General features: G+C 30.4%; 12 protein-coding genes. 4 read left to right on the top strand and 8 right to left on the bottom strand.

The features are described 5' to 3' along the window. Positions 1–198: 198 nt before the first annotated feature. From ACH2BO_RS08735 to ACH2BO_RS08720, 4 genes are all read left to right on the top strand, one after another. A complete protein-coding gene (locus tag ACH2BO_RS08735; RefSeq protein WP_395044362.1) occupies positions 199–1,065 on the top strand; it encodes a nucleoside phosphorylase in 867 nt (288 codons plus the stop codon). Positions 1,066–1,208: 143 nt separating this feature from the next. Continuing rightward, on the top strand, positions 1,209–1,595 hold the full coding sequence (locus ACH2BO_RS08730; RefSeq protein ID WP_395044361.1) for a VOC family protein: 387 nt from the start codon (positions 1,209–1,211) through the stop codon (positions 1,593–1,595). Between the two features lie 303 nt (positions 1,596–1,898). Then, positions 1,899–2,750: a substrate-binding domain-containing protein gene (locus ACH2BO_RS08725; RefSeq protein ID WP_395044360.1), complete on the top strand. Its 852-nt coding sequence runs from the start codon at positions 1,899–1,901 to the stop codon at positions 2,748–2,750. Between the two features lie 22 nt (positions 2,751–2,772). Beyond that, the gene (locus ACH2BO_RS08720) at positions 2,773–3,705 is read left to right on the top strand and encodes a transglutaminase (RefSeq protein ID WP_395044359.1); all 933 of its coding nucleotides are present in this window, start codon (positions 2,773–2,775) and stop codon (positions 3,703–3,705) included. 61 nt (positions 3,706–3,766) lie between these two features. On the opposite strand, the gene sucD is transcribed toward ACH2BO_RS08720, so the two are convergent. The 8 genes from sucD to ACH2BO_RS08680 form a co-directional block, all read right to left on the bottom strand. Next, entirely contained in the window at positions 3,767–4,639 is an 873-nt protein-coding gene (sucD, locus tag ACH2BO_RS08715) for a succinate--CoA ligase subunit alpha (protein WP_395044358.1), read from the bottom strand. A gap of 107 nt (positions 4,640–4,746) precedes the next feature. Further along, positions 4,747–5,109: a nuclear transport factor 2 family protein gene (locus tag ACH2BO_RS08710; RefSeq protein WP_395044357.1), complete on the bottom strand. Its 363-nt coding sequence runs from the start codon at positions 5,107–5,109 to the stop codon at positions 4,747–4,749. Further along, a complete protein-coding gene (locus ACH2BO_RS08705) occupies positions 5,109–6,038 on the bottom strand; it encodes a UDP-3-O-(3-hydroxymyristoyl)glucosamine N-acyltransferase (RefSeq protein WP_395044356.1) in 930 nt (309 codons plus the stop codon). The genes ACH2BO_RS08710 and ACH2BO_RS08705 overlap by 1 nt, the downstream gene beginning before the upstream one ends. Positions 6,039–6,120: 82 nt before the next feature. Then, the gene (gene efp / locus ACH2BO_RS08700; protein ID WP_395044355.1) at positions 6,121–6,687 is read right to left on the bottom strand and encodes an elongation factor P; all 567 of its coding nucleotides are present in this window, start codon (positions 6,685–6,687) and stop codon (positions 6,121–6,123) included. 124 nt (positions 6,688–6,811) lie between these two features. Next, positions 6,812–7,597: an acyl-ACP--UDP-N-acetylglucosamine O-acyltransferase gene (gene lpxA, locus ACH2BO_RS08695; protein WP_395044354.1), complete on the bottom strand. Its 786-nt coding sequence runs from the start codon at positions 7,595–7,597 to the stop codon at positions 6,812–6,814. Positions 7,598–7,673: 76 nt separating this feature from the next. Next, the gene (locus tag ACH2BO_RS08690; RefSeq protein WP_395044353.1) at positions 7,674–9,062 is read right to left on the bottom strand and encodes a bifunctional UDP-3-O-[3-hydroxymyristoyl] N-acetylglucosamine deacetylase/3-hydroxyacyl-ACP dehydratase; all 1,389 of its coding nucleotides are present in this window, start codon (positions 9,060–9,062) and stop codon (positions 7,674–7,676) included. Positions 9,063–9,086: 24 nt separating this feature from the next. Beyond that, positions 9,087–10,106: a UDP-3-O-(3-hydroxymyristoyl)glucosamine N-acyltransferase gene (gene lpxD / locus ACH2BO_RS08685; protein WP_395044352.1), complete on the bottom strand. Its 1,020-nt coding sequence runs from the start codon at positions 10,104–10,106 to the stop codon at positions 9,087–9,089. A 30-nt stretch (positions 10,107–10,136) separates the two neighbouring features. Continuing rightward, positions 10,137–11,237, bottom strand: a 1,101-nt coding sequence (locus ACH2BO_RS08680) for an HD domain-containing protein (protein WP_395044351.1), incomplete at its 5' end; no start/stop codon positions are given.

The following is an 11,237-nucleotide window of genomic DNA, read 5'->3' as shown; positions in this document are numbered from 1 at the left end:
CGAGTTGGAGGTTAGAAAAAGTGTTCAGTTTTCAGTGTTCAGTATTCAGTGTTCAGTGTTCAGTTTTCAGTGTTCAGTTCCTAAATTTCGGAATTAGTGTTCAATTAAACATTTTAAACAACCTTAAACCATTTTAACCTTAAACCATTTTAAACTTTAAACCATTTTAAACCTTTAAACAATTTAAACAAAAAAACAATGATTGCATCATCAGAATTAATATTAAATCCAGACGGAAGTGTTTACCATTTAAACCTTCTTCCGCATCAAATTGCCCATGACATTATCTTTGTTGGTGATCAAAATCGTGTGGAAAAAATTACCAAAAACTTTGAAAAAATAGAATTTTCTCAGCAAAAACGTGAATTTAAAACCCAAACCGGAATTTTTAAAGGAAAACGAATTACAGTTATGTCAACAGGAGTTGGTCCAGATAATATTGATATTGTAATGAACGAACTCGATGCGTTAGTCAATATTGATTTACAAACCAGATTACCAAAAGAAACTTTGACTTCATTAAATATTATCAGAATTGGAACATCAGGTTCACTTCAAGAAACTATTCCTTGCGATAGTTTTGTAATGTCTAAATACGGATTGGGATTAGACAATATGCTTCGCTCCTATTTAATTGACGAAGTTTCTAATCTTGAAATGGAAGATGCTTTTGTAAAACACACCAATTGGGATTTGAAAAAAGGAAAACCTTATGTCATTGCATGTTCAGAAAAACTGGAGAAAGTAATTGAAAGTGCAAGAATGTTTAAAGGAATTACGGCAACTGCTGGAGGATTTTATGGTCCGCAAGGTCGCGTTTTGCGATTGAATATTCAAGACGAAGAATTGAATTCTAAAATGGATAATTTTGAATTTGAAGAAAATAAAATTACCAATCTAGAAATGGAAACTGCAGCAATTTATGGACTTGGAAAGCTTCTTGGACATAATTGTTTGTCACTAAATGCAATTATTGCCAATCGTGCCACAGGAACTTTTAGTGATGATCCTTACAAAGCTGTTGATGAGTTGATTGAATATACTTTGGATAAATTGGCCAAATAAAAAAAAGTAGAACACAGATTTAAGAAATTTGAATAATTTAAAAAATTTCTTTGATTTCTTTAATTTCATAAATCTGTGTTGCAAAAGTAATATTCGCATCAAATTAAAAATTCTTTTTTTGTTATCTAATTTAAAAATAAAAAATGACTTTCAGATACGCAAGACATACCAATAATTTAGAAAATTTAAAATCTTTTTACACAAACGTTTTAGGATTGGAATTGCTTGGTGGTTTTGAAAACCATAATGGTTATGATGGTGTATTTATTGGTAAACCAGACGAAAATTGGCATTTAGAATTCACACAATCTAATAAAATTGTTAATCATACTTTTGATGAAGATGATGTTTTAGTTTTTTATCCAAATAGTAAACTAGAATATGAACTTCTTCTTGAAAAGATTCATAAATATTCAATAGAATTTATAAAAGCTAAAAATCCGTTTTGGAATGATCCCGAAGTTTCGGGTGGAAAAATGTTTCTCGATCCTGATGGTTATCGAATTGTAATTTCTCATTTGAAAATATGATAATTTTATTTAAAAAGTAGAACACAGATTTGAGAAATCAGAGAAATTTTTTAGATTAACCTAATTTCTCAAATCTGTTTTAAAAAAAATAAAAAATGATATTCTTCTAGAAATTGAAATCGAACCATTTCAAGTTGTGGATTTTAAATAGAAAACCATCAAAATTTTATTAAAAATCGAATTTTTAAACATCAAATAAAACATACTTTTGATGAAATTCGGAAATTTCGTGAAACTTGTATTGAGCAACTTTCCATTTAAACAATAATTAATTATGAGATTGCTTCGTGCCTCGCAATGACTATGAAAACAATAAAAATAGCTGGAGTTCCAGAACATTTCAATCTTCCTTGGCATTTGTGCATAGAAAATGGAGAGTTTGAAAGCGTTGGAATCGATTTGCAATGGACAGATGTACCAGAAGGAACTGGAAAAATGTGTCAAATGCTTCGAGATGGTGAGACTGATATTGCAGTAATTCTTACCGAAGGAATTATAAAAGACATCAATGCAGGAAATGCTTCAAAAATTGTTCAAGTTTATGTTGAATCTCCTTTAGTTTGGGGAATTCACGTTGATGCCAAGTCAAATTATTATAATTTAGAAGATTTAGAAAATAAAAAAGTTGCTATTTCTCGACTTGGTTCTGGCTCGCAACTAATGGCTTATGTCAATGCTAATAATCAAAAATGGAATACTGAAAACTTAGAATTTGAAATTATAAACACAATTGATGGCGCAATAGAAAGTTTAGCAAAAAGAGAATCTGATTATTTTATGTGGGAAAAATTTATGACCAAACCACTTGTAGATAAAGGAACTTTCAGAAAAATTGCCGATTGCCCAACGCCTTGGCCTTGTTTTGTAATTGCAGTTCGAGATGAAGTTCTAAAAAAACATCCTAATACCATTGCTCAAATTCTAGAAATTATCAATATTACAACACAAGATTTTAAAGAAATTCCTAGTATTGACAGAACTTTGGCAGAAAAATATAATCAAAAAATAACAGATATTCAAGAATGGCTTTCAATTACCGAATGGTCGCAAAGTCAATTATCTATTGAAATGTTAAACAAAATTCAAAATCAGTTATTTGCACTCAAAATTATTGAGAAAAAAGGTACTTTTGCTGAAATCATAAAAACTATTTAAGTTTTCTGGATTTTGTTTTTAAATGATAGCTTTAAAAAATCTTACTTATAAAGAAATAGACAATCAACTCACGGTTAAGAAACCTTGGGACATTATTATTATATTTATTTTAAATATTTTACTTGCTATTCCAATATTCATTATTGCGCATCAAAACTTTATAGATTTAAATTGGTTTTGGCATATTGACAGGATTATTCTTTTTATAATAATTGTAATCAGTTTGCAATTACTGCTAAGAGCAATTAGGAAAATAATTTTAATTGGTGTTTTTTTTTATTTCATTATTCTTTTTGTTGGAACTATATTAGGTAATTATGGTTTTAAAAGCGTATATGAAGATTATAAATACATGATGTATTATATGTCTGAAAACCCTAATCCTCAAGACATTATAATTTCTAAATTATTACCTTTTCCCAATAAATCAAAAGTTGTTGATGCAATAGAATATGACAATCCAAAGGTTAGAAATTTTGCAATAATGGCCACAACCAAACATTTTAAAGGAGTAAAAGAGTATCATGATTATTTTACTATTATTCAGTGTTTTGCAGTTTTTAAGGAAATAAATTCAAGATGGAATTATGTAAGTGATCCAAAGAATAAAGATTATATTGCATCAGCATCAGAATCAATTCGTTATTTATCTGGTGATTGTGATGATCATTCAATTTTAATGGCATCTTGTGTAAAATCTATTGGAGGAACAGCAAGATTAATTCACACTGATGGACATATTTATCCTGAAATTCTTATTGGTACAAAAAAAGAATTTGAAGCAATAAACTATTTAATTAAAAAAGAACTTTTTGTAAAAGAAAGTTATGGTAAAAGTATTAAATATCACATTGACGATAGAGGTCAAATTTGGTTAAATCTTGACTATACTGCACATTATCCAGGTGGACCATTTTTGCACAAAGAAATTTTAGGAGTTCTAACACTCAATTAAATAAAAAAAGCTCTGAAAATTAAATCTTTTCAGAGCTATTTTGATTATTTATATTATGTAATTAAGACATTACTTCTTTTACTTTTTTACCAATTTCTGCAGGAGAATCTACAACGTGAATTCCACATTCTCTCATAATTCGTTTTTTTGCTTCTGCTGTGTCGTCTGCACCACCAACAATTGCACCTGCGTGTCCCATTGTTCTTCCTTTTGGAGCCGTTTCACCAGCAATAAAACCTACAACAGGTTTTCTGTTACCATCAGCTTTAATCCATTTTGCAGCATCTGCTTCTAGTTGTCCTCCAATTTCACCAATCATAACAATACAATGAGTTTCGGGATCATTCATTAATAATTCTACTGCTTCTTTTGTAGTTGTTCCAATAATTGGATCTCCACCAATTCCAATAGCTGTAGTTATTCCTAAACCTTGTTTTACAACTTGGTCTGCAGCTTCATAGGTTAATGTTCCAGATTTAGAAACAATTCCAACAGTTCCTTTTTTGAAAACAAAACCTGGCATAATTCCAACTTTAGCTTCTTCTGGAGTAATTACTCCAGGACAGTTTGGACCAATTAATCTGCAATTTCTATCTTTAATATAAGCATACGCTTTAATCATATCTGCAACCGGAATTCCTTCAGTAATACAAATTATGACTTTTATTCCAGCATCTGCAGCTTCCATAATTGCATCAGCAGCAAAAGCTGGTGGTACAAAAATAATTGTTGTGTCTGCTCCTGCTTTTTCAACAGCATCTTTTACAGTATTAAAAACAGGACGTTCTAAATGTGTTGTTCCACCTTTTCCAGGAGTTACTCCACCAACAACGTTTGTGCCATATTCAATCATTTGTGAAGCATGAAATGTGCCTTCACTTCCTGTAAATCCTTGAACTATTATTTTTGAATTTTTATTAACTAAAACGCTCATGTTATATGTTTTATATTGTGTTTAAATTATTTTGCAAAAGTATTAAAAAGTGATGGGTTTTTTATGATTGGTATTCAGTTTTTTTAACAATGTTTTAAAGCTTTAGTTTATGAAAATTGACTCATTTGAAATCCTTTGAATAATTTTCCTTCTTTTATTTCCCAAATAACAAAAAAATGAGCTAAAAGCATTTCTTCTCTTTGATTTTCTATTGTTTTAACAAAGTGCGAAAAACGAACAGAAACCGTATCACCTTCTTCTATAATATGACTAATTTTTATTTTTGAGCGCAAATATGCTTTACTCATTTCTTCAACAAGTCTAATAATATCGTCAAAATTCATTTGGATAAATCCTTTACTGCTATTCCAATCAATTGTAATTTCTGGATGAAGAAATTCTTTTACAGCATTCTTATCTAAAATGACATCTGATTTGTAAAAATCGAGTACAATTTCTTTTGCATGCATTATTTTAGGTTTTTTAAAATTTCGGGTATGCGCTTAATATTTGCTAATTGTTTTAATTTTTCTCTAGACTCTTCGATTGGTGTTCCAAAATATGATTTTCCACCTTCAACTGATTTTGTTACTCCAGTTTGTCCTAATATTACTGCTTTTGTACCAATTGTTATTCCGCTTGTTGTGCCAACTTGTCCCCAAAGTGTAACTTCATCTTCAATAATTACACAACCTGCAATTCCTGTTTGTGCAGCAATTAAACATTTTTTTCCAATAACGGTATCATGACCAACATGAACTTGATTATCAATTTTTGTTCCTTCGCCAATAGTTGTATCTCCAGTAACGCCTTTATCGATTGTGCAAAGTGCTCCAATGCCAACGTTGTCTTCAATAATAACTCTTCCTCCAGAAAGCAATTGATCAAATCCGTCTGGGCGTTTTTTATAATAAAATGCATCTGCGCCAAGAATTGTTCCGGCTTGAATTATTACATTGTTTCCAATTATGCAGCCATCATAAATAGTAACATTAGAATGAATTATACAATTTGAACCAATTTTAACATGATTTCCAATAAAGCAATTAGGTTGAATAAATGTTCCTTCACCAATTGTTGCCGAAATTGAAATTGGTTGATTTGTAGCTTGAAAAGGTCTAAAATGTTTTGTTAATATATTGAAATCTCTAAACGGATCATCAGAAATTAACAATGCTTTACCTTCAGGACAAGTAACTTCTTTATTTATTAAAACAATTGAAGCTGCAGATTGTAATGCTTTATCATAATATTTTGGATGATCTACAAAAACTATATCGCCAGCTGTAACTACATGAATTTCATTCATTCCTTGAACTGGAAAATCATCATTGCCAACATATTGACAATTTAGGATTGTAGCAATTTCTTTAAGCGAATGTGTTTTTGAGAATTTCATTTAAAATTTGTTTCAGGTTTTAAGTTTTAGGTTTCAAGTTTTAAGTTATTAGTAACCTAAAACTTGAAACTTGAAACAAAAATTACTCTTTAACTCGTTCCATATAAGAACCTGTTGCTGTATCGATTTTAATTTTATCACCTTCATTAATGAATAAAGGCACATTTACAGAAGCACCAGTTTCAACTTTGGCAGGTTTTGTAGCATTGGTTGCTGTATTTCCTTTAACTCCAGGTTCTGCATAAGTAACTTCTAATACAATTGATGATGGCATATCTACAGAAAGAGGTAATTCAGTTTCGGTATTAACTTGAACCATAACGATTGTTCCTTCTTTTAATAAATCTGGTGCATCAAGAATCTTTTTTTCTAGTGTTATTTGCTCATAACTATCTACATTCATAAAATGAAATAAATCACCTTCGGCATATAGATATTGATAAGAATGTGTTTCTACACGAACTTCATCAATTTTATGACCTGCAGAAAAGGTATTGTCTAATACTTTTCCGTTAGTTAAACTTCTTAATTTTGTTCTTACAAACGCTGGTCCTTTTCCAGGTTTAACATGAAGGAATTCGATAATTTTATATATATCGTGATTGAATTTTATGCATAATCCGTTTCTAATATCTGATGTAGATGCCATTTTATATGATTTTTGTTATTTTTTTATTTTTTGAAATTGTTTAATCTTGTTTGATATTGTTTAATTACACTTATTTTTTTAAACTTTTAAACCATTAAACAATCTTAAACTTTTAAACTATTTTTTAATATGCTCCAGAATATCCTTTCATGATTCCACGAGAAGAATTTCTTATAAAATCAAGAATTTCATCACGTTCTGGCGAAGCTGACATTTCGGCTTCAATAATTCCAACTGCTTGAGATGTATTGTAATTTTTTTGATATAAAATTCTATAAATATCTTGAATTTCTCTTATTTTTTCGGTTGTAAAACCTCTTCTTCTTAGTCCAACAGAGTTAATTCCGACATAAGATAATGGTTCTTTTGCCGCTTTGGTATATGGTGGAACATCTTTTCGTACTAAAGAACCACCAGAAATCATGGCATGGTGACCAATATGTATAAATTGATGTATAGCAGCCAAACCACCAATTATTGCATAATCGCCAACAATAACATGACCTGCGAGAGCAACACCGTTTACAATTATTGCATTATCGCCAATGTGACAATCGTGAGCAATATGTGCAGTTGCCATAATAAGACAATTTTTTCCTATCTTAGTTTGTCCAGAAGCAATTGTTCCTCTATTAATTGTAACACATTCTCTTACAGTGGTGTTATCGCCTATTATTGCAAGTGAATCTTCACCTCCAAATTTTAAATCTTGTGGCACTGCTGCAATTACAGCTCCAGGAAAGATACTGCAATTTTTACCAATTCTTGCGCCTTCCATGATAGTTACATTTGAACCTATCCAAGTTCCTTCGCCAATTTCAACATTATTATTGATAGTTGTAAATGGTTCAATAACAACATTTTTTGCGATTTTTGCTCCAGGATGAACGTATGCTAATGGTTGATTCATATATTAAAAGTTGATTTGGTTATTTGTAATTCTGTTGATTTGGATGACAAATACCAAATTAACAGATTAACAAAAACTATTGTTTTTTAGCTATTTGTGCCATTAATTCTGCTTCGGCAACTAATCTTCCGTTGGCATATGCATTGGCTTGCATGTGACAAATTCCTCTTCGTATTGGTGTTATCAATTCGCATTTAAATATTAATGTGTCGCCAGGAAGAACTTTTTGTTTGAACTTAACATTATCTATTTTCATGAAATAGGTAAGATAATTTTCTGGATCTGGAACTGTACTTAATACTAATATTCCACCAGATTGCGCCATTGCTTCAACAATTAAAACACCTGGCATAACTGGTGCATCTGGAAAATGACCAACAAAAAAATTTTCATTCATTGTTACATTTTTCATTCCAACAACATGTGTTTCAGACATTTCTATAATTCTATCAATTAATAAAAATGGTGGTCTGTGTGGCAGGATACTCATGATTTTATGAATATCCATTAATGGTTCTTTGTTTAAATCAAATACTGGGATATGATTTTTTTGTTCAATCTTTATTATTTTTGATAATTTTTTAGCAAATTGAGTATTTACAAAATGTCCTGGCTTGTTAGCAATAACTTTACCTTTAATTCTAATTCCTACTAATGCTAAATCTCCAATAACGTCTAGTAATTTATGTCTTGCAGCTTCATTTGGATAATGCAATGTTAGATTGTCTAAAATTCCGTTTTCTTTTACAGAAATAGAATCTTTTCCGAAAGCTTTCTTTAAATTTTCCATTGTATTTGCTGAAATTTCTTTGTCAACATATACGATTGCATTATTTAAATCGCCACCTTTTATCAAACCATTATCTAATAAATTTTCTAGTTCGTGAAGAAAACTAAACGTTCTTGCATTTGAAATTTCTGTTTTAAAATCGGTAATATTTTTTAATGTAGCATTTTGAGTGCCAAGTACTTTAGTGCCAAAATCGACCATTGCAGTAATTTGATAATCATCGCAAGGCATTACTATTATTTCACTTCCAGTAGTTTCATCTGTAAAGGAAATAACTTCTTTTACAACATAATATTTTCTATCAGCATCTTGCTCTACAACTTCAGCTTTTTCAATTGCTTCAACAAAAAATTTAGAAGAACCATCCATTATTGGTGGCTCAGATTCGTTTAATTCAATAATTGCATTATCAACATCACAACCAACAAAAGCAGCTAAAACGTGCTCTGAAGTTTGAATTTTTACTCCAAGTTTTTCTAAATTAGTTCCTCTTTGAGTATTAACAACATAATTGGCATCAGCTTCAATGATTGGACTGCCTTCTAAATCAACTCTTACAAATGTAAATCCGTTGTTTATTGGTGCTGGTTTAAAAGTCATTTTAACTTCTTTACCAGTATGTAATCCTACTCCTGTAAGTGTAACTTCGTTTTTGATGGTTTTTTGCTTAACCATAAGTATTGTAATTTAATTTATTATCTATTCTATTTTTTTCTTTAATTCATCAATATCTGAAACTATTTTTGGAAAGTTTCTAAAATGCACGAATGATTTACTAAAATCGGCATAATTAAACGATGGTGAACCTTGAACCACTTCGCCATCTTTTAGATTTTTTCCAACTCCAGATTGTGCTTGAACACGAACATTATCGCCAATAACAATATGACCTGCGAAACCAACTTGACCACCAATTAGGCAATTTTTACCAATTTTAGTAGAACCTGCAATTCCTGTTTGAGCCGCAATCACTGTGTTTTCTCCAATTTCAACATTATGAGCAATTTGTATTTGATTGTCAAGCTTTACTCCTTTTCTAATAATTGTTGAACCCATTGTGGCTCTATCAATTGTTGTGCAAGACCCAATCTCGACATCATCTTCAAGAATTACATTTCCAATTTGTGGAATTTTACTGTAAGTTCCATCATCTAAAGGTGCAAATCCAAATCCATCTGAACCAATAATTGTTCCGGAATGAATGACACAATTATTACCAATTTCGGTTTCTGAATAGATTCTTACTCCAGCAAAAAACACACAATTATCACCAATAGTAACATTGTCTCCAATAAATGTATTAGGATAAATTTTTACATTGTTTCCAATAACAACATTTTTGCCAAGGTAGCAAAAACTTCCTAAATAAAGATTTTCACCATAGGTAACGTTTTCTGAAATTACCGATGGTTGTTCAATACCAGATTTCATCAACTTTACTTGATTGTAATATTCTAATAATTTTGAAAATGATTGATATGGATCGTCAACCTTTATTAAAGTAGTAGATATTTCTTGTTCAGCCACAAACGATTTATTTACAATGGTAATTGTAGCTTGAGTTGTATATATAAAATTCTGATATTTTGGGTTGGACAAAAATGTCAAAGAACCTTCTATTCCTTCTTCAATTTTGGCTAACTTATGGACTTCAGCATTAGGATTTCCTATTACTTCGCCTTCTAGAATACCTGCAATTTGTTCTGCTGTGAATTTCATTCTTGCAAAAATATAAAATTTAATTGAAAACTATGCTTCCAACAACACTTTTGGAAAACACATAAAATATTTTGTCACCGATTTTGATAATGCTCTAACTTGTAATTGATCTGACGAATCTACAATATTCTCGACAGTTTTATCCTTTTTTAAAATGCTAATAGGTTCACTTTCTTTATTGTATGCTTGATTTTTAAGTTTTCCTTTAAAAACAAAGTAGGCAACTTCTTTATCTGAAAGTGAATGTAATGCTGCAAATTTATGTTTTAATTTATCTAGTATTTCTGCATCTGCTTTTTCATCTAGCATCACAATTTTGAGCAAATCGCGATTTATTATCATATTGCTCAAGGAACTTAAAACAAAATCCTCATTAAACTGCCAAGTTTTTATTGCTCCCATAACATCAAAATCATCTAGTAATGCAAATGTTTTAATAGTTGATTCATCAAAATTCTCTAACGATATTTTATTGTTTAAAAAAAATGATAATGGTTTGCTGCATTCTAATTTCTCACCTTTTTGGGTTAATTCTTTGGCTCTTTTTAGAATTTTGGTCAATGTTAACTCAGCCACAACGGATGTTTTATGAAGATATGCTTGCCAATACATTAATCGTCTTGCAACTAGAAATTTTTCAACCGAAAAGATTCCTTTTTCTTCTATTACAAGAACATCATCTTGCACATTCATCATTTGAATTAATCGATCACTATTAATGTTTCCTTCGGCTACACCACTATAAAAACTATCTCGTTTTAGGTAATCCATTCTATCCATATCTAGTTGGCTAGAAATTAATTGCAGCATGAACTTTCGATGATATTCTCCTTTAAAAATTTGAATTGCCAAACTCAATTTACCTTCAAATTCTTTATTTAAAGAATTCATAAACAGCAAAGAAATTTCTTCGTGATGAACATCTTCAACAATACTGTGTTCCATGGCATGAGAAAACGGACCATGACCAATATCGTGCAAAAGAATGGCAATATAAAGTGCGTTTTCTTCCTCTTCGGATATTTCAACACCTTTAAAGCGGAGTGTTTGAACTGCTTTTTGCATAATATGCATGCAACCCAAAGCATGATGAAATCGAGTGTGATGTGCGCCAGGATAAACTAAATAGGT

Source organism: Flavobacterium sp. (assembly GCF_043773265.1).
In the GTDB taxonomy this organism is placed as follows: Bacteria; Bacteroidota; Bacteroidia; order Flavobacteriales; family Flavobacteriaceae; genus Flavobacterium.
Note: the sequence above shows the minus strand (reverse complement) of the source record. Positions and strands in the feature narration are given on the sequence as shown.

Excerpts from the sequence above, each read along its gene's own strand:
- ACH2BO_RS08735 (WP_395044362.1), top strand. The coding sequence starts at position 199 with ATGATTGCATCATCAGAATTAATATTAAATCCAGACGGAAGTGTTTAC.
- ACH2BO_RS08730 (WP_395044361.1), top strand. The coding sequence starts at position 1,209 with ATGACTTTCAGATACGCAAGACATACCAATAATTTAGAAAATTTAAAA.
- ACH2BO_RS08725 (WP_395044360.1), top strand. The coding sequence starts at position 1,899 with ATGAAAACAATAAAAATAGCTGGAGTTCCAGAACATTTCAATCTTCCT.
- ACH2BO_RS08720 (WP_395044359.1), top strand. The coding sequence starts at position 2,773 with ATGATAGCTTTAAAAAATCTTACTTATAAAGAAATAGACAATCAACTC.
- sucD (WP_395044358.1), bottom strand. The coding sequence starts at position 4,639 with ATGAGCGTTTTAGTTAATAAAAATTCAAAAATAATAGTTCAAGGATTT.
- ACH2BO_RS08710 (WP_395044357.1), bottom strand. The coding sequence starts at position 5,109 with ATGCATGCAAAAGAAATTGTACTCGATTTTTACAAATCAGATGTCATT.
- ACH2BO_RS08705 (WP_395044356.1), bottom strand. The coding sequence starts at position 6,038 with ATGAAATTCTCAAAAACACATTCGCTTAAAGAAATTGCTACAATCCTA.
- efp (WP_395044355.1), bottom strand. The coding sequence starts at position 6,687 with ATGGCATCTACATCAGATATTAGAAACGGATTATGCATAAAATTCAAT.
- lpxA (WP_395044354.1), bottom strand. The coding sequence starts at position 7,597 with ATGAATCAACCATTAGCATACGTTCATCCTGGAGCAAAAATCGCAAAA.
- ACH2BO_RS08690 (WP_395044353.1), bottom strand. The coding sequence starts at position 9,062 with ATGGTTAAGCAAAAAACCATCAAAAACGAAGTTACACTTACAGGAGTA.
- lpxD (WP_395044352.1), bottom strand. The coding sequence starts at position 10,106 with ATGAAATTCACAGCAGAACAAATTGCAGGTATTCTAGAAGGCGAAGTA.